Origin of the sequence: Dokdonella koreensis DS-123 (genome assembly GCF_001632775.1) — a bacterium.
GTDB classification, from domain to species: domain Bacteria; phylum Pseudomonadota; class Gammaproteobacteria; order Xanthomonadales; family Rhodanobacteraceae; genus Dokdonella; species Dokdonella koreensis.
Window position 1 is genome coordinate 1,758,181 of sequence record NZ_CP015249.1, and the last position, 18,043, is coordinate 1,776,223.

Annotated in this window: 18 protein-coding genes; 6 read left to right on the top strand and 12 right to left on the bottom strand. The window is 70.0% G+C overall.

Features of this window, described 5'->3' with window-relative positions:
• Nucleotides 1-48: 48 nt before the first annotated feature.
• Complete coding sequence (locus tag I596_RS07005) at nucleotides 49-474, bottom strand: VOC family protein (RefSeq protein WP_067645826.1); 426 nt, start codon at nucleotides 472-474, stop codon at nucleotides 49-51.
• A gap of 174 nt (nucleotides 475-648) precedes the next feature.
• Between I596_RS07005 and I596_RS07010 the strand changes: the two genes are divergently transcribed.
• From I596_RS07010 to I596_RS07020, 3 genes are all read left to right on the top strand, one after another.
• Nucleotides 649-1,038, top strand: a complete 390-nt coding sequence (locus I596_RS07010; RefSeq protein WP_067645829.1) for a YciI family protein — start codon at nucleotides 649-651, stop codon at nucleotides 1,036-1,038.
• Between the two features lie 173 nt (nucleotides 1,039-1,211).
• A complete protein-coding gene (locus I596_RS07015; RefSeq protein WP_425478806.1) occupies nucleotides 1,212-2,360 on the top strand; it encodes a multidrug effflux MFS transporter in 1,149 nt (382 codons plus the stop codon).
• Between the two features lie 65 nt (nucleotides 2,361-2,425).
• Entirely contained in the window at nucleotides 2,426-3,412 is a 987-nt protein-coding gene (locus I596_RS07020) for a LysR family transcriptional regulator (RefSeq protein WP_067645831.1), read from the top strand.
• A gap of 24 nt (nucleotides 3,413-3,436) precedes the next feature.
• Here the strand turns inward: I596_RS07020 and I596_RS07025 are convergent, their stop codons facing one another.
• From I596_RS07025 to I596_RS07055, 7 genes are all read right to left on the bottom strand, one after another.
• Nucleotides 3,437-5,359 carry a M2 family metallopeptidase gene (locus I596_RS07025; RefSeq protein ID WP_067645833.1) on the bottom strand — a complete coding sequence of 641 codons (1,923 nt, stop codon included), beginning with the start codon at nucleotides 5,357-5,359 and terminating at the stop codon, nucleotides 3,437-3,439.
• A 101-nt stretch (nucleotides 5,360-5,460) separates the two neighbouring features.
• Nucleotides 5,461-6,444, bottom strand: a complete 984-nt coding sequence (locus I596_RS07030) for an LLM class flavin-dependent oxidoreductase (RefSeq protein ID WP_067645834.1) — start codon at nucleotides 6,442-6,444, stop codon at nucleotides 5,461-5,463.
• A 73-nt stretch (nucleotides 6,445-6,517) separates the two neighbouring features.
• Nucleotides 6,518-6,973, bottom strand: a complete 456-nt coding sequence (locus I596_RS07035; protein WP_067645836.1) for a hypothetical protein — start codon at nucleotides 6,971-6,973, stop codon at nucleotides 6,518-6,520.
• 25 nt (nucleotides 6,974-6,998) lie between these two features.
• The gene (gene minE, locus I596_RS07040; protein ID WP_067645838.1) at nucleotides 6,999-7,277 is read right to left on the bottom strand and encodes a cell division topological specificity factor MinE; all 279 of its coding nucleotides are present in this window, start codon (nucleotides 7,275-7,277) and stop codon (nucleotides 6,999-7,001) included.
• 3 nt (nucleotides 7,278-7,280) lie between these two features.
• Complete coding sequence (minD, locus tag I596_RS07045; protein WP_067645840.1) at nucleotides 7,281-8,093, bottom strand: septum site-determining protein MinD; 813 nt, start codon at nucleotides 8,091-8,093, stop codon at nucleotides 7,281-7,283.
• A gap of 111 nt (nucleotides 8,094-8,204) precedes the next feature.
• Nucleotides 8,205-8,984, bottom strand: coding sequence for a septum site-determining protein MinC (gene minC, locus I596_RS07050; protein WP_067645842.1), 780 nt, complete (start codon nucleotides 8,982-8,984; stop codon nucleotides 8,205-8,207).
• Nucleotides 8,985-8,987: 3 nt separating this feature from the next.
• Entirely contained in the window at nucleotides 8,988-9,599 is a 612-nt protein-coding gene (locus I596_RS07055; protein ID WP_067645844.1) for a GNAT family N-acetyltransferase, read from the bottom strand.
• Nucleotides 9,600-9,787: 188 nt separating this feature from the next.
• On the opposite strand from I596_RS07055, the gene I596_RS07060 reads away from it, so the two are divergent.
• From I596_RS07060 to I596_RS07070, 3 genes are all read left to right on the top strand, one after another.
• A complete protein-coding gene (locus I596_RS07060) occupies nucleotides 9,788-10,978 on the top strand; it encodes a sensor histidine kinase (protein ID WP_083965432.1) in 1,191 nt (396 codons plus the stop codon).
• Nucleotides 10,975-11,616: a response regulator gene (locus tag I596_RS07065; protein ID WP_067645846.1), complete on the top strand. Its 642-nt coding sequence runs from the start codon at nucleotides 10,975-10,977 to the stop codon at nucleotides 11,614-11,616. Before I596_RS07060 ends, I596_RS07065 begins: the two co-directional genes overlap by 4 nt.
• Nucleotides 11,617-11,835: 219 nt before the next feature.
• Nucleotides 11,836-13,044 carry an SRPBCC family protein gene (locus tag I596_RS07070; RefSeq protein WP_067645849.1) on the top strand — a complete coding sequence of 403 codons (1,209 nt, stop codon included), beginning with the start codon at nucleotides 11,836-11,838 and terminating at the stop codon, nucleotides 13,042-13,044.
• A gap of 370 nt (nucleotides 13,045-13,414) precedes the next feature.
• Here I596_RS07070 and I596_RS07075 read toward each other — a convergent pair whose 3' ends face one another.
• The 4 genes from I596_RS07075 to xseA form a co-directional block, all read right to left on the bottom strand.
• Nucleotides 13,415-14,539 (bottom strand): IS481 family transposase, encoded by a 1,125-nt coding sequence (locus I596_RS07075; RefSeq protein WP_067645852.1) that lies wholly within the window; start codon nucleotides 14,537-14,539, stop codon nucleotides 13,415-13,417.
• A 414-nt stretch (nucleotides 14,540-14,953) separates the two neighbouring features.
• A complete protein-coding gene (locus I596_RS18735; protein ID WP_190279008.1) occupies nucleotides 14,954-15,109 on the bottom strand; it encodes a hypothetical protein in 156 nt (51 codons plus the stop codon).
• Between the two features lie 65 nt (nucleotides 15,110-15,174).
• Complete coding sequence (locus I596_RS07080; protein WP_067645854.1) at nucleotides 15,175-16,617, bottom strand: aldehyde dehydrogenase family protein; 1,443 nt, start codon at nucleotides 16,615-16,617, stop codon at nucleotides 15,175-15,177.
• On the bottom strand, nucleotides 16,614-18,005 hold the full coding sequence (gene xseA / locus I596_RS07085; RefSeq protein ID WP_067651574.1) for an exodeoxyribonuclease VII large subunit: 1,392 nt from the start codon (nucleotides 18,003-18,005) through the stop codon (nucleotides 16,614-16,616). Before xseA ends, I596_RS07080 begins: the two co-directional genes overlap by 4 nt.
• Nucleotides 18,006-18,043: the final 38 nt, after the last annotated feature.

Here is an 18,043-nt window from a genome sequence, read left to right on the forward strand (position 1 = left end):
AGTGGATACCCGAAGTGCGGAGGGAAGGAGAGGGCGCGGCCAGGCGCGTCAGCCGGCGTCGTCGGTGCAGGGCTTGAGGCAGTTGACCATCCACGGCGTGCCGTAGCGGTCGACCAGCATGCCGAAGCGGCGCGCCCAGAAGGTTTCGGCGAGCGGCATCTGGACCGTCGCCCCCTCGGACAGCGCGCCGAAGATGCGCTCGGCTTCGGCCTCGTCGTCGACGCCGATGTTGACCTGCAGGCCCTGGGCCGGGCGGAACTCCCCGGACGGGCAGTCCGATCCCATCAGCACGGACTCGCCGACCGCCAGGCGGGCGTGCAGCACGCGGTCGCCCCAGCCGGGCGGCATCTGGTCGGCGAGCGGCGAACCGGCCGGCGCCCGGGTCAGGTCGAGCGTTCCGTTCAGGACCTTGGCGTAGAAGCCGAAGGCATCGGCGCACTGGCCGTCGAAGCTGAGGTAGGCATTGAGTTGCATGGCGGTCGGACTCCCGAAGCGGGTGGACGAGGCGGGCGACGGGGTGTCGTCCCGGGTTTCTGATCAGGCGACGAGCCAGCAGGGCCGGAATCGACAGCGGCGCCGAACTTTTTTTCTTGACGGCGCGATCGGGCACCGGTAGTGGTGGACGTCCCCTGTCATGCGGAGCCCGCGATGCAGTTCCTGCTGCTGATCTACAACGAGGACGCGCTGCTCGACGCCCTGCCGGAGGGCGAAGCCGACGCGATGATGCGCACCTGCCTGGCGAATGCCGATGGTCTGCGCGAGGAAGGGCATCTTCTTGCGTCGCAACAACTGGAGTCGCCGGCGACCGCAAAGGCGGTGCGCATCCGCAATGGCACCCTCAGCGTGCTCGACGGGCCGTTCGCCGAGACCAAGGAGTTCCTCGGCGGCTTCAACCTGATCGAGGCGGCCGACTACGAAGAGGCCGTGCGCATCGCCGCGACCTTCCCGTGGGCCCGCACCGGCTGCGTGGAGGTACGCGCCGTGCGCGACATGGACGCCGTACGCCGGCGCGTGGGCGCGGGGCAGGCCCAGGCCTAGCACACCGGGCCGTCGCTCCGCGGCGGATCTGAACCGCAGGCCCGTCCCCGACCAACGGGCCATGTCGCGCCTGGCCGCCCGATGGCATGATGCGCGGCTCTTTCCGGCCCCGGTACTCCGTGTCGTCCCTCCGCTCCCATCGCCGGCTGGCGCCGCTGCTCGCGGCGCTGTCGATGTTCGGCCCGTTCTCGATCGATACGCTGTTCCCGGCGTTTCCGGCGGTCGCGGCGGACCTGCAGGCCAGCCCGCTGGCGATGCAGCAGACCATCAGCGTCTACCTGATCGCCTTCGCGCTGATGTCGTTGCTGCACGGCCCGCTTTCCGACGCGCTCGGGCGCCGCTCGGTGATCCTGGCGGGCGTCGCGGTGTTCACGCTGGCCTCGATCGGCTGCGCGCTGGCCGGGTCGATCGAGAGCCTGCTGGCGTTTCGCGCGTTGCAGGGCGTCTCGGCCGGCGCCGGCATGATCGTCGGCCGCGCGATCGTCCGCGACTGCTTCGACGGCGCCGATGCGCAGCGGCTGATGGCGTCGATCTCGATGATCTTCGGCATCGCGCCGGCGATCGCGCCGATCGTCGGCGGCTGGGTCATCGCGTTCGCGCACTGGCCGATGATCTTCTGGCTGCTGGCCGGCTTCTCGCTCCTGCTGCTGGGCGCCTGCGCGGCCTGGCTGCCGGAGACCCATCCCCGCGAGCAGCGCACGCCGCTGTCGCTGGCCGAACTGGTGCGCTCGTACCGCATGATCCTGGCCGACCGCATGTTCCTGCCGCTGGCGCTGTCGGGAACGCTCGGTTTCGGCGCCTTGTTCGTCTACATCGCCTCGGCGCCCGCATTCGTGCTGGGCCTGCTCGGCCTGGACGAGCAGAGCTTCGCCTGGCTGTTCGTGCCGGCGATCGGCGGCATGATGACCGGCTCGTTGCTGTCGGGCCGGCTGGCGGGCCGGCTGCCGCCGCTGTCCACGATCCGGCTCGGCTTCTCGATCATGCTGGTGGCCTCGGCGATCAACATCGCCCTCGCGCTGGCCCTGCCGCGGCCGATGCTGCCCTGGTCGGTGCTGCCGGTCGCGCTGCACGGCATCGGGGTCGCGCTGAACTTCCCGACCCTGGCCCTGCTGCTGCTCGACCGCTATCCGCGCCACCGCGGTGCCGCCTCGTCGATGCAGGCCTTCGTCAACCTGCTGGTCAGCGCGGTGATCGCCGGCGGCCTGTCGGCGCTGCTGTCGGACAGCGTGCTGAAGCTGGCGCTGGCCGCGGGCCTGCTCTCGGCCGGCGGCGCCCTGGCATGGTGGCTGCGGCCGCGGCAGCTGCCCGAGCGCAGCCTCTGAGCGGCGGGCCGGACGGCAGGCGAGGGCGTTCCGTGCAACCATGAGGGGTCCGACGGAGGAGTGGCATGGCGAGTCTCGATCAGATCCGAACGTTCGTGACCGTGGTCAAGCAGAACAGCTTCGCACGGGCCGGGCGCGTGCTCGGCGTGACGCCGTCGGTGGTCAGCAAGCGCATCGCCGAGCTGGAGCACGACCTCGGCGTGCAGCTGCTGCTGCGCACCACGCGCAAGCTGACCCTGAGCGACCACGGCGCGCGCTACTTCCACCGCGCCGTGGAGCTGCTGCAGCGCTTCGACGAGCTGGAGCGCGACGTCTCGCGCCATCGCGACGAGACCGCCGGCCTGGTGCGGATCGGGGCGCCGACGTCGATCGGCGTCAACTACATCGGCCCGGCATTGCTGGAGTTCCGCGCGCGCCATCCGGACGTGCGCTTCGACCTGGTGCTGCACGACCGCACCGTCGATCCGGTGGAGGAGGGGCTGGACCTGCTGATCGCCGAGCAGACCTACGTGATCCCGAACGGCGACCTCACCGAGGAGCCGCTGTGCCCGATCGCACGGGTGATCTGCGCCTCGCCGGCCTACCTCGCGCGCCGCGGCGCGCCGCAGCACCCGCGCGACCTGGTGCGGCACGACTGCCTGCACTATTCGTTCCTGCCCAGCGCGCAGGTGTGGATCTTCACCGGCGCGACCGGCGAGATCAGCGTGCCGATCAACCCGGTGTTCAGCACCAGCAACGGCCAGATCATGCGCCAGATCGCGCTCAAGGACGGCGGCCTGGCGATGCTGCCGACCCACGTCGTCGGCGAGGACATCCGCGCCGGCCGGCTGGCCGTCGTGCTGGCCGACTACGAGCTGCCGCAGTTCTGGCTGGTCGCGATCCTGCCGCCGCTGAGCCGGATCTCACGCCGCGTGCAACTGCTGGTCGAGCACCTGCGCACGGTGTTCTCGCCGCCGCCGTGGCTGCGCCAGACCGAGCCGGCGCCGCGCGTGGCCGGCAGCCGCACCCGGCCCGCCGCGGCGGCGCCGCCGAAGCGGCAGCGCGGCGGCTGACCGGACGCGGCGCGCCGCTTCAGTTCACCAGCCGCACTGGCGGCCCTGGTTCTGCTGCTTGAGCCAGGCCTGCAGCGGTGCGAAGTAGTCGAGGATCGCGGTGGCATCGAGTTCGCCGCTGCCGGTCAGCTCCTTGAGCGTTTCCGGCCAGGGCTGGCTCTGGCCCTTCTTGAGCATCGACCAGAACTTCTGGCCGGCTTCCTTGTTGCCGTAGAAGCTGCACGCGTGCAGCGGGCCTTCGTAGCCGGCGGCGTCGCAGAGCGCGCGGTAGAACTGGAACTGCAGGATGTGCGCGAGGAAGTAGCGCGTATAGGGCGTGTTGCCGGGCACGTGGTACTTGGCGCCCGGGTCGAAGAACGCCTCGTCGCGCGCCGTGGCCGGCGCCACGCCCTGGTACCGGGCCTTGAGGTCCCACCAGGCGCTGTTGTACTGGTCCGGCGCGATCGAACCGTCGAACACGCCCCAGCGCCAGCGGTCGATCATCAGGCCGAACGGCAGGAACGCGACCTTCGCCAGCGCCATGCGCATCTGCGCGTTGATGACCGCCTGTTCGCTCTGGCGCTGCTTGCCGACCAGGCCGACCGACTGCAGGTAGTCGGGCGTGAGCGCCAGCACCACGGTATCGCCGATCGCCTCGTGGAAGCCGTCGTTGGCGCCGGACTGGAACAGCGGCGGCAGGTCGTTGTAGGCGAGGTAGTAGTAGACGTGGCCGAGCTCGTGGTAGATCGTCGTCAGGTCTTCCTCGTTGGGCTTGATGCACATCTTGATGCGCACGTCGCCGGTCATGTTCATGTCCCAGGCACTGGCGTGGCAGACCACGTCGCGGTCGCGCGGCTTGACCAGCTGCGCCTTGGTCCAGAAGCTCTCGGGAAGTTTCGGCATGCCGAGCGAGGTGTAGAAGTCCTCGGCACGCTCGGTCATGCTGCGCGCGATGGCGAGGTCCGCCTCGCGTTCCAGACGCACGCTGTCCTCGGCGCTCGCGCGTCCCTTGAAGCCGGCACGCAGCCGGCGCAGCTCGGCGGCGCGCTGCTTCTCCAGCGCGCCGGTGATGTCCAGGCTGCCCGCGCCCTTGTACGGTTCCAGGATCGGCCAGAGGTTGCCCCAGTCCTGCTGCCACATGTTGCCGGTCAGGTGGGCCGGCAGCAGGCCGTCCACGTGGCCGCGCGCGCCGTATTTCTTCTCGAGCTTGCCGCGTACGTAGCACTGCAGGTCGCTGTAGAGCGGCTTGACCTGCTCCCAGAGACGGTCGGTCTCGGCGCGGAACGCATCCGGGTCCATGTCGTAGCCGGACCGCCACATCGCGCCGGCGTCGGCGAAGCCCATCTCGCGCGCGCCTTCGTTGACCAGTTCGGCGAAGCGCCGGTAGTCGGCGCGCATCGGCTGGGCGATGGTGTGCCAGCCGGTCCAGGCGTCGAGCTGGTCCTCGTAGCTGGCCTTCGGGTCGCGCAGCACGTCCTCCAGCTCGCCGAGCTGGCGGCACTGCCGCTTGCCGTCGTGGTCGCGGCAGTACGTGCCGGCCCCGTAGGCGCCTTCGAGCTTGGACGCGATCCGCGCCAGCTCGGCGAGCTTGGCCGGATCCTTCGGCGCGGGCATCGCCGTCGCGAGCTTGAGCAGGGCGATCGAGCGGGCGGTGTCGGCGGACAGCGCCTGGCCGTCGTAGCGGCGCGCTTCCTCGACGAAGGCGTTGAGCTGGGTGAGGCTGCGCTCGTTGCTCTTGGCCGCCAGCAGCTGCGAATCCTCGTTGATGTAGGTCACCGCCAGCCATTGCGCGGCGTTCATCTCGGGCGAGGTGGCGCGGAACGCGTCGTTGACGCGGCCGACGAAGGCGTCGGCGCTTTCGCTGCCGGCACCCGGCGCAGCCTGGGTGGTCTTGTCGCGTGGCGCCGTCGCCGCGCAGGCTCCGGCAAGGGCGGCCAGCAGGGCCGCCGCGAGCAGCTTGACGTTCATCGATGCCTCTCCCCAGATGATGGTCGGTCGCGGAGGCTAGACCGCTCCCGCGACCGGGCGCAAGAGCCGGAACGCCGCCCCGTCCGGTCGCGCCGGCGGGCTCAGCCGGTGCGCGCGTCCATCGCGATCTCGAACGAGCGCCTGCGTGCGGCGTGGTCGTAGATGTTCGCCGTCAGCATCAGCTCGTCCGGGCGGTGGCGCTCGATGAACGCCCGCAGCCCGTCGCGCACCGTGTCGGGATCGCCGACGACGCTGCACGCCAGCGCCTGCTCGACGCCGAGCCGCTCGGTCGGGGTCCAGAACGCCTCGATGTCGTCGATCGGCGGCGGGATCAGGCCCGGCCGGCCGCGGCGCAGGTTGACGAAGCTCTGCTGCAGCGTGGTGAACAGCCGGCGCGCCTCGGCCGTGGTATCCGCGCCGATCACGTTGACGCCGAGCATGGCGTACGGCTGCTGCAGGCGCGCCGAGGGCCGGAACTCGCGCCGGTACAGCGCCAGCGCCAGGTCCATCGCGTCCGGCGCGAAATGCGAGGCGAAGGCGTACGGCAGGCCGAGCTGCGCGGCCAGGCGGGCGCCGAACAGGCTGGAGCCGAGCAGCCAGACCGGCACCGCGATGCCGGCGCCGGGTACCGCGCGGACCGGCTGGCCCGGCTGGGCCGGCTCGAAGTAGTACAGCAGCTCCTGCACGTCCTGCGGGAACGCGTCGGCGCCGTCGTGGTAGCGGCGCAGCGCCCGCGCGGTGGCCTGGTCGGTGCCCGGGGCGCGCCCGAGCCCGAGGTCGATCCGGTCCGGGTAGAGCGCGGCCAGCGTGCCGAACTGCTCGGCCACCTGCAGCGGCGCGTGGTTGGGCAGCATGACGCCGCCGGAGCCGACCCGGATCGAGCGCGTGCCGCCGGCGACGTGGCCGATCAGGACCGCGGTGGCCGCGCTGGCGATGCCCGGCATGTTGTGGTGTTCGGCCAGCCAGTAGCGCCGGTAGCCGAGCGCTTCGGCATGGCGGGCCAGGTCCAGCGTGTTGGCGAAGGCCTGCGTCGGGTCGCTGCCTTCGCAGACCGGCGCAAGGTCCAGGATCGAAAACGGAATCATGGGTGTTCCTGCAGGGGGACGGCAGGGACATGGGGTGGCCGGCCGGCGATTGCCAGCGCGGCGTGGGCGCCGGTCAGGCCGGCGGCGGCAGCCTGCGCGCGGCCAGCCAGGCGCGGGCGTCCTCGGCGTCGTGCTCGAACCAGGCGCGGGTCGATCCGAGCCGGAACGAGTAGCCCCAGGCGTCCATGTCGGCCATCAGCCGGTCGCGGCCGACCTCGGGCAACCGGTCGGCCAGCAGGATCTGCAGGCAGCAGGTGGCGTCTTCCTCGGCGACCGAATCGGTCGCATCGGTATGCACGGCGGCGCGGCGCTCCGGCGGCAGCACGATCAGGTGGCAGGCCTCGTGCAGCAGCGAATGCACCGGCGTGTCGCGCCGTGCGTGCACGGTACTGCCGATCACGCCGGCTTCCGGGTCGCCCCAGTAGCTGCCGGGGATCGGCAGGTCGTCGGCGACCAGGGCGAGATGAAGGCCGTAGCCGGCCAGCAAGGCGGCGGCGCGGTCGATGTCGATGTCGGCCAGGTACAGCACGCGGCAGCTCGCGGGTTCGCGCGGATCAGACCTGGCCGGTGGCGAAGTCCGGTGCCTTGTCGGGCAGGGTGACCGACAGCTCGAGCACTTCCTGGTCGCCTTCGCGCTCGACGTTGATCAGCACGGCATCCGGGTCGACGTTGACGTACTTCTTGATGACCTCCAGCAGCTCGCGGCGCAGCAGCGGCAGGTAGTCCGGGCTGCCGCGCTGGGCGCGCTCCTGGGCGACGATGATGCGCAGGCGTTCCTTGGCAACGCTGGCGGTGTTCTTTGGCCTTGTCTTGAAGAAATCCAGGATACCCATGGTTCAGCTCCCGAAGATGCGCGCGAACAGTCCCTTCTTCTGCGCGTCCAGAAAGCGCATCGAGCGCTGCTCGCCGAGCAGGCGTGCGACGGCGTCGTCGTAGGCCTGGCCCGCGTAGGATTGGTCGTCGAGGATCACCGGCACGCCGGCGTTGGAAGCGGCCAGGACGCCTTCGGATTCGGGGATCACGCCGAGCACCTCGATGCCGAGGATCTCCTGGACGTCCTTGATGCTCATCATGTCGCCGGCCTCGACCCGGGCCGGGTTGTAGCGCGTCAGCAGCAGGTGCTGCTCGACGCCGCCGTTGCCCAGCTCCGCGCGGCGCGTCTTGCTCGACAGCAGGCCGAGGATGCGGTCCGAGTCGCGCACGCTGGAGACTTCCGGATTGACCACGACCACGGCGCGGTCGGCGAAGTACATCGCCAGCGCCGCGCCTTTCTCGATGCCGGCGGGCGAGTCGCAGATGACGTAGTCGAAGCCCTCGTCGGCCAGTTCCTTGAGCACACGCTCGACGCCGTCCTTGGTGAGGGCTTCCTTGTCGCGCGTCTGCGAGGCGGCCAGCACGTAGAGGCTGTCGAAGCGCTTGTCCTTGATCAGCGCCTGCTTGAGCGTGCATTCGCCGTGGATGACGTTGACGAAGTCATAGACCACGCGGCGCTCGCAGCCCATGATCAGGTCCAGGTTGCGCAGGCCGACGTCGAAGTCGATGACCGCGACCTTCTTGCCGCGGCGTGCGAGGCCGACCGCCAGCGACGCGCTGGAAGTGGTCTTGCCGACGCCGCCTTTGCCGGAAGTGACGACGATGAATTCAGTCAAGGCGGGGTTCTCCGTAGGATGCCCAAGTGTTGCACGCCCCGGGGCCCGGGGGCGAATCAGTGCCCGTGCCGGCCGGCAGCGGGCTTCCGTCGAGGTTCAGGCAGACTCGGGTCAGAGCCGTGCGATCACCAGCTTGTCGCCGTCCAGGCCGACCTGGACCGGGTGGCCGCGCAGGTCGTCGGGGATCGCCTCGAACACCCGGTAGTGGCCGGCGATCGAGACCAGCTCGGCATGGAACTCGCGACAGTAGATGCGTGCCTTCTCGTCGCCCATCGCCCCGGCCAGCGCGCGGCCGCGCAGCGGTCCGTAGACGTGGATCGAGCCGTCGGCGATGACTTCGGCGCCGTTGGCGACGAGCTTGTTGAGCACTAGGTCGCCGCCGCGGGCGTAGACCTGCTGGCCGGACCGGACCGGCTGGTCCAGGTGCAGCGTGGCGGCTGACGGCGCGGGCGCCGCGGCCGGCGGGGCCGCCGCGGCTGGCGGGACCGGTGCCGGCTCGCGCGAGGGCGGCGGTGGCGTCGCCACCATCGGCTCGCCGCCGGCGCGCTCGTAGGCGGCACGGAACTTCGCGAACAGCGGCAGGCCGAGCGAGCGGGCCAGCTGCTCGTTCTCGCTGGTGCCGTACGCCAGTCCCACCGGGATCAGGCCGGCCTGGCGGATGTGCTCGAGCAGCGACTGGACCGTGCCGGCGTCGGGCAGGGCGCCGAGGTGGCTGAGGTCCAGGACCACCGGCGCGCGGTCGAACAGCTGCGGCGCGTGGCGGACCTTGTCGGCCAGTTCACGCTGCAGGCCCGGTCCGTCGAGCCGCTTGAGGCGCAGGTTGGCGATGCCGACCTGGCCGAACTTCAGCTCGCCCACCGGTTCGAGGACGCGGGCCGGGGAGGTCGCCATCCTTCAGCCGCCCCCTGCCGCGCGGGTCGCCGCCGGCACGAAATGCAGGCGATCGGCCAGCCAGGGCACGTCCGGGAGGCGGCCGGTGCCGGCGTTCAGGTAGGTGTCGCGCACGAACGGGAAGCTGGGCAGGTTCTTGCCCTGCAGCGAGACGCGGCGGTTGATCACCGGCATGACCTGCTGGCCGACCTCCTGGAAGCCGTTGGTCGCGTGGAACAGCAGCGAGACGTCGTCGTGCGGCTCCAGGAACACCTCGCAGGCCAGCAGCGGCACGCGCACCTCGGCGAAGCTGGTGACGTCGGCGTAGAAGATCCGGCCCAGGCCCAGGCCCCGGTACGGCCGCGCGATGACGATGCGGTCGATGTAGAGGAAATCCTCGTAGCGCTCGCGGAACCACAGGTAGTTGGCGCTGGCGTAGTCGGTATTGCGGTCCAGGCCCAGCAGGAAGCCGGCCAGGTGGCCGTCGACCTCGGCGACGCGGAAATAGCAGGCGTGATCGTAGAACCAGCGTACCCGTGCCGCGTCCAGCGGGAGGATCGTCGGCCCGGCGGCATTGTTGATGGCGACGATCGAATCCAGCTCGTGCTCAAGCACGTCGCGGACGACTACGGACATTGCGGGCTCCTGCGGAATCGCCGCGGCGCGAACATGGCACGGCTCGGCGATTATCGCACGCATGGGCGAAGCGGTCATCGCGCACGTACGGCCCGGTGGCCGCCGCGGCGGGGATCGGCCGGGGCGCCGTGGCGTGCCAGTGACTTAGGACAGGTTGCGATCGCCCGGTCCCGGCCTATGATGCCGCCATGCCGATGAAGCAGTTCAACCACATCCAGCTGCTGCGCTATGCCGGATTCTTCACGTACCTGTGCGTCGGCACGCCGCTGCTGCGCTATCCCGGCCTGATGGCGGCGATGCGCGAGCAGGGGCGTTCGCCCCTGCTGGTCGACCTGTGGCTGGTGTGCTACCTGCTGTTCGGCCTGGTGTTCTGGTTCCTGACCCACCGCCTCGGCGCGCGCCAGGTCTCCGCCGCCGAGCGCCTGCTGCAGATCGCGCTGCTGCTTGTGCTCAACGGCACGGCCGTCGTGATCGGCCTGATCAGCCAGAGCGGCCTGTGCGCGCTGCTGCTGGTGGTGGTCGCGGTGGTGCTGCCGTGGCTGCTGCCGGTGCGGCCCGGCCTGTTCTGGGCGGTCGCGCAGAACTACACGCTGGTGCCGGTCTGGATGAGCTTCCACGACACCACCTTCACGCTGGCCGAGGCGGTGCTGCAGTCGAGCCTGTACCTGGGCTTCTCGGTGCTGGCCTTCGTGACCTCGGTGATCGCCAAGCAGCAGGGCGAGGAGCGCGAGCTGCAGCGCCGTCTCAACGCCGAGTTGCGGGCCGCCCGCGCGCTGCTGGCCGAGTCGAGCCGGCTCGGCGAGCGCATGCGCATCTCGCGCGACCTGCACGACCTGATGGGCCACCACCTGACCGCGCTCAGCCTGAACCTGGAGGTCGCCAGCCACCTGGCGCAGGAGCCGCAGGCGCAGGAGCACGTGCGCAAGGCCCAGACCGTGGCCAAGCTGCTGCTCAACGACGTCCGCGAGGTGGTCAGCCAGCTGCGCGACAGCGACGGCATCGACCTGACCACCGCGCTCAAGAGCCTGGTGGAAGGCGTGCCGCGGCTGGCGATCCACCTGGACCTGCCCGAGCGCTTCAGCGTCGAGGACCCGCGCCGCGCGCAGGTGCTGCTGCGCTGCGCGCAGGAAATCATCACCAATACCGTACGCCATTCCGGCGCCCGCAACCTGTGGCTGAGCTTCCAGCGCACGGCCGACCGGCAACTGGTGATCCATGCGCGCGACGACGGCCGGGGGGCGGCGGACCTGGCCGCCGGCAACGGCCTGCGGGGAATGCGCGAACGCCTCGCCGAGTTCGGCGGCAGGCTCGACGTCACTACCGGCCGGGGACGCGGCTTCACGCTCGACGCCTGGCTGCCATTGGAGGTCGCAACATGATCAGCGTGTGTCTGGTCGATGACCAGAACCTGGTGCGCCAGGGCATCCGTTCACTGCTGGAGCTGTCCGATTCGATCCGGGTGGTCGCCGAGGCCAGTGACGGCGCCCAGGCGGTCGAGACGATCCCGCAGGTCAAGCCGGACGTCGTGCTCCTGGACATGCGCATGCCCGGCATGTCGGGGCTGGACGTGCTCAATGCGCTGGCGCCGCGCGGCCAGTTGCCGCCGACGATCATCCTGACCACGTTCGACGACGACCAACTGGTGCTGGCCGGGCTCAAGGCCGGCGCCCGCGGCTACCTGCTCAAGGACGTCTCGCTCGAGCAACTGGTCGATGCGGTCAAGGTCGTCGCCGCGGGCGGATCGCTGGTCGCGCCGGTGGTCACGCAGCGGCTGCTGACCGGCCTGGAGCGCATGAACAACGATTTCACCAGCCTGGACCGGCCCGATCCGCTGACCGAGCGGGAGACCGAGATCCTGCGCCTGATGGCGGGTGGCTACAGCAACAAGGAGATCGCCGGCTCGCTGAACGTCGCCGAGGGGACGGTCAAGAACCACGTCTCGAACATCCTGTCCAAGCTGGGCGTACGCGACCGGACGCGGGCGGTGCTGAAGGCGTTCGAGCTCGGGATCGTCTGAGCGCTCCCTGGACGGAAATGGGGCATTCGACGAGCGCCAGGGGGGCCGCGGACCCGCGGCCTGACTGAACCGTAGCCATACCACCGGCGGCACGGTACCATGCGCGCCCGGGTCGGCGCCCTGCGCGCACGTCCCGACCACCAGCGGGTAAGTGCCGCGGACGTCCAGCGTGGCTGAGGGGCTCGCATGGCGTCGTCTACGTTCTGGAGAGTCCCTGGAATGATTCGTGTTCTCGAAGTTCTCGTCTCGATCCTGATCGTGTTCCTCCTGGCCGTGATCATCGGCGTGTTCCTGCCGGATAGCGGCCATGTGGAGCGTTCGGTCGAGGTCTCCAACCCGGTCCGCCAGGTCTACGACTCGGTCAACACGTTCCGGCGCTTTCCGGAGTGGTCGGCGCTGCGCGCCAACGATCCCCAGGTGAAGTTCGACCTGTCCGGCCCGGAAAGCGGCGTCGGCGCCCGCGTCGGCTGGACCAGCGCCGATCCGAAGCTCGGCAACGGCACGCTGACGATCGCGTCCAGCGAGCCGGACAGCGAAGTGAAGATGGCGGTCGAGAACGAGTGGAGCGGCACCGACAAGACCTACACCGTCACGCTCACGCCGTCGGCCAATGGCCGCACGGTCACGATCAAGTGGGCCTACGACGTAAAGTACGGCTGGAACCTGCTGTGGCGCTATGCCGGCCTGTACATCCACGGCCTGCCCGATCGCCTGGTGCAGGACAGCCTGGGCAACCTCTCCAATACGCTGGCGACCTTCCCGAACGCCGACTACCGCGACCAGGCGATCAGCGTCGTCGACGTGACCGCCCGCCCGGTGCTGCTGATCCGCGCCAAGGTGCCGCGTTCGCTCGACGAGATCGCGATCGCGACCGACGAGGCCGTCGCCAAGATCGATGCGGTGATCCAGAAGGCCGGGTTGCAGAAGGCCGGCCCGCTGACGACGATCACGACCAGTTGGGGCAACGAGAACTACGTCTTCGACGTGGCGGTGCCGGTTAGCGGCGACACGTTCACGCTCGACGGCAAGGAGTTCAAGATTGCCGCGGCGCCCGAGCCGAATGCGGAAGCCGAGGTCGAGGACGCCGACGCCGCGGATGCCGCCCCGGTGCCGGAGGACGGCGCCGTCCCCGAGGGCCCCAAGGTCTACCTGCCGGGCGATATCGACGAGCGCGGCTACCTGGTGATCACCGACACGATCCGCGGGACGCTGTCCTACGGCGGCAAGGCGCTGGTGACCGACTACACCGGCAATCCGGCGGCACTGCCGCTGCTGCGCCTGATGGAGCGCGCCTACGCCGAGACGCACGGCTACGCCTACAGCGAGATGGGGACCGGCCGTCCCTACGACGAGCTGATCTCCGACCCGGCGGTCACCCCGCAGGACGAGCAGGTGCTCAAGGTCTACCTGCCGGTCACGATCGACTGACCCGGCTCGCGCATCGACACGAGAAAGGCGGCCCATGGGCCGCCTTTTTCTTTGGGTTTCGCCTATCGGTGGACCACTGCGCTCCCGCTTGGCTTTGGCTCCTGCTTTGGCTCTTGCTTTGGACTTGGCTCTTGGCTTTTTCGCCTTGAAGCAAGCCGAGCATCGCAGGTCGGCGAGGCCGCAGAGGCGCCCCGTGTCTGAGCGAAGCGAGTTGGGGCGCCGTGCCTCGTCGTCCGAGAAGCGCAGGGGACCGGTCCGGCGCAGCCGGATCGGCTTGCGCCGGGCGAGAGGGCTTTTGGTTCCTTTTGGCCCGTGTATGGACTGGATACATGGGTAACAGATGTATCAGGACATAGGTTACACATTGGCCCTACCCGCCAGGGCCTTCGGTCAGGTCGATCAGTGCCACTCGGTGGTGGCAGAAGTAGAGGTTGAATCGGCCATCGATCTTCGGGTCGGGACGAATGGCGATGGGTAGATCGCGCAACGCCTTGGATACGCGCCAGATCTGTCCGCGAAAGCGCACCACACCATGGGCCTTGACCGTGACGACGGTGTCGCCGTCGCCATACTCGATGGGCGGCAGCGTGTCGGGGAAGGGACGTGGACTAGGCCGGTAGCGGCTGGCCGGGACCGCCATGCCCAGGGCTTGGTGCGGACGTTCGTGGTTATAGACGGTCCGCCAGTGGTCGAACGCGCGCTGTGCGTGGTCGAGGTCGGCGAAGACACGTCCTGCGAGCACTTCGGCTTTGAGCGTGCGGTGGAAGCGTTCGTCCTTCCCGTTGGTCTGCGGATGAGCCGGACGGCTGAAGCTCACCCGCACGCCTAGGCGCACGAGCCAGACCGTGAGGGCCGAAACGCCATGCCAGGCGCTGGGACTGCCCCAGGGTTGGCCGTTGTCCACATTGATGCGCTCAGGCAGTCCGTAGTGGCGGAACGCCGCCTCTAGTACCGGCTGCACCTGCGCGCGGCTCTGTCCTTGGCATGCGTGCAGCGCCATCGAATACCGGGCGTGATCGTCCAACACGGTGAGCGGATGGCAGCGCCGCTCGCGCAACGGAAAGTCGCCCTTGAAATCCATCTGCCACAGCGCGTTGGGCACCGGATGTTCGAAGCGGTGATAGCGCGCGCCTTCACCCGGGAGGGGCGCCTCGAGCTGCCCATGCCGGCGCAGGATGTGCGTGATGGTGCTCGGATGCGGGACAGCGAGGTAGCCCAGATGCCGCAGGCGTGCGGCGATCTTGCGTCCACCCCATACCGGGTGCGCCTGGCGTAGCGACAGCACCTGTGCTTCGAGGGCTGGGTCGGTCCGCCGAGGCGAGGTGTGCGGCCGGCGTGATCGATCGACCACCTCATCGCGCGCCAGCCATTTGTAGCCGGTCTTGCGGCTGATGCCGAACCGGCGGCACAGCTCGCTCAGTGGCACGCTCTGGCCCGCAGCCAGCGCTAGAAACTCGCGACGTTGTGACATGCAGGTGCTCTCCGTCCAAGGCATGGTGTTCCCCCGCGATCGACCTCGATCCGAGGGTGTTACCCATGTCCTGATACGTTTGTCACCTATGTGTGCCGTCCATACAGCCCGTCAAAAAATGTCCGGGAGACATTTTTGACATCGCGTCAGCGATGGCCCGAAGGGCGGCGGCCAGGGATGGCTGCCGCAAAAGGGACTCGGCCGCGGAGCGGACGAAAGCTCTTGATGTTGCTGTTGCTCTTTTCTGCGCAGCCATCCTCACCAGATAACCACGGCAGAAGATCAGAGCAACAGCTTCCGCACGCTGCGCGCGCGGGTCACTTTTGTCTTGGCAAAAGTAACCAAAACCGTAGTCGCCGGCGCGAGCCGGCACGGCTGCGCCGCGCCGGTCCCCTGTGCTTCTCGGTCGGCCAGGCTCGCTGCCCCAACTCGCTTCGCTCAGACACGGGGCAGCTCTTCGGCCTGGCCGACCTGCGATGCTCGGCTCGCTTTAGGCGCCAACAGCCAACAGCCAACAGCCAACAGCCAGAGCAACAGCAGCAGCAACAGCAACAGCAGCAGCAACAGCAACAGCAACAGCAACAGCAACGACAACAGAGGCAGGCGATCGAATCTCGAAAGCGGGCGAAGAACCTATTCTGCCTCGGGGCGCTGACCGGTCAATGCGCGTGCGGCGCGTCGCGCAGCACCAGCAGGCGCGTCTCGGTCATGTCGGCGATCGCGTAGCGGACGCCCTCGCGGCCGAGGCCGGATTGCTTCACGCCGCCGTACGGCATGTTGTCGACGCGGAAGCTCGGCACGTCGCCGACGATCACGCCGCCCACCTCCAGCACGTCCCAGGCGCGCATCGCCTTGCGCAGGTCGTGCGTGAACACGCCGGCCTGCAGTCCGTAGTCGCTGGCGTTGACGCGTTCCAGCGCCTCGTCGAAATCGCGGTAGGGCTGCAGCAGGGCGACCGGGCCGAACGCTTCCAGGCGGCTGATCCGCGCGCCGGGATCGACGTTCTCGAGCACGGTCGCCTCGAGCATGGCGCCGTCGCGGCGGCCGCCGCACAGCAGCCGCGCGCCGCCCGCTGCGGCTTCCTCGATCCACTGCTGCAGGCGCTCGGCTTCACCGGTGTCGATCATCGGCCCGATGAAGGTCTGCTCCTCGCGCGGATCGCCGGTGACCAGGCGCTCGGCGGCGGCCACGAAGCGTTCGGCGAGCGCATCGTAGAGATCGGCCTGGACCAGGATGCGCTGCACGCCGATGCAGCTCTGGCCGGACTGGTAGAACGCGCCGAAGATCAGCCGGTCGACCACGGCGTCCAGGCGCTCGCGCTGGTCGGCGTCGACGATGCAGGCGGCGTTGCCGCCGAGTTCGAGCACGACCTTCTTGCGGCCGGCGCGGCGCTTGAGGTCCCAGCCGACCTTCGGCGAGCCGGTGAAGGAAAGCAGCTTGAAACGTTCGTCGGTGGTGAACAGGTCGGCGCCGTCGCGGTGCGCGGGCAGGATCGAGAAGGCGCCGGCCGGCAGGTCGGTCTCGGCCAGGATCTCGCCGATGATCAGCGCCCCGAGCGGTGTGCGGCTGGCCGGCTTGAGCACGAACGGGCAGCCGGCGGCGATCGCCGGGGCGACCTTGTGCGCGACGAGGTTCAGCGGGAAGTTGAACGGCGAGATGAACGAGCAGGCGCCGACCGGTACCTGCCGCGTGAAGCCGCGGTAGCCGCGCGCCCGCTCGGAGATCGCCAGTTCCAGCGTCTGGCCGCCGATGCGGACGGCTTCCTCGGCGGCGACCTTGAAGGTGTCGATCAGGCGGCCGACTTCGCCGCGGGCGTCGCGGATCGGCTTGCCCGCCTCGATGCACAGGACTTCGGCCAGCTCGTCGCTGCGCTCGCGGAAGCGGGCGATGCAGTGCTCGAGCACGGCCTGGCGGCGGTACGCCGGCAGCTCGCGCATCGGCCGCTCGGCCGCCACCGCCGCCGCGATCGCGGCATCGATCGCGGCCGCGTCGGCCAGCGCGGCGCGCGCGACGACCTCGCCGGAGTACTTGTCGGTGATCGCAAGATCGGTGTTGGGCTGCCGGGGCTCGCCGGCCAGCCAGTACGGATAGGAGGTCTTCATCGCTGTTCCTCGCCACGGTCGGGATTCACCGCCGCCGGACGGACCTGCTCGACGCGCAGTTCCAGCAGGCCGTCCGCCAGGCGCGCCCGCACACGGTCGTCCGGCCGCACCTGGGCGACCGAGCGCACGATGCCGCCGGTCGCCGGCTGGTCGAGGATCGCATAGCCGCGCTCGAGCGTCGCCAGCGGGCTGACCGCGTGCAGGGTGCGCGCCAGCTCGGCCAGCAGCCGGCGCCGGCGTTCCAGCGCCTGCCCGGTAGCGGCGCGCAGCCGCTCGCGCAGGCCGGCGCTGCGTTCGGCGGCCCGCAGCAGCCGTTGCTGCGGATGGCCGGCGCGCAGGCCGACGGCGGCCCGCGCGAGGCGGCCGGCACGGCGTTCCCCGTCGCGCTGCGCGGCACGGACGATCCGCGCCCGCAGCAGCGCCAGCCGTTCGCGCGCGCGTGCCAGCCGTGCGCGCGGATGCTGCGCCTGCAGGCGCGCCCACAACTGGTCCAGGCGCTGTGCCCGGCGCTCCTGCGCCAGCCGCACGCACCGCTGCAACTGCAGGCGGTGGCGCGCCAGCGCGCGCTCCAGGTCGGCCCGGTCGGGAACCAGCAGCTCGGCGGCGGCGGACGGTGTCGGCGCGCGCAGGTCGGCGGCGAACTCGGCGATCGTGAAGTCGGTCTCGTGGCCGATCGCGGCGACGACCGGCATCGGGCTGGCACGCAAGGTGCGGGCCAGTGTCTCGTCGTTGAAGGCCCACAGGTCCTCGATCGAGCCGCCGCCGCGCGTCAGCAGCAGCACGTCGTGGCGTCCGGCCCGCGCCGCGGCCTGCAGCATCGCGACGATCGCCGGCGCCGCCTCGGGTCCTTGCACCGGCACCGGCAGGATGTCCACCGGCACCAGCGGGAACCGGCGCCCGAGCACGCTGAGCACGTCACGCACCGCGGCGCCGCTGGGCGAGGTCAGCACGCCGATACGGCGTGGCCAGCGCGGCACGGCGCGCTTGCCGGCGGCGTCGAACAGGCCTTCGGCGGACAGGCGCGCCTTGAGCGCCTCGAACGCGCGGCGCAGTGCGCCTTCGCCGGCTTCCTCCATGTGCTCGGCGACCAGCTGGAACTCGCCGCGCGGCTCGTAGAGGCTGACGCGACCGCGCAGCAGGACGTGCATGCCGTCGGCCGGGCGGAACGGCAGCCAGGTGCTGCGCGGCTTGAACATCGCGCAGCGGACCTGCGCGCCACCGTCCTTCAGCGTGAAGTACAGGTGTCCCGACGAGGGCCGCGCGACGTTGGAGAGCTCGCCCTCGACCCAGATCGAGGCGAAGCGGGCCTCGATCAGCTCGCGCGCGAGGCGATTGAGGCGTGTCGGCGAGAGGATCTCGCCGGCGCCGATGTCCTGGTTCCCGGTCACGTCGTCGTTCTGCTCGGTATCGAAGGCAACGGTGGTCA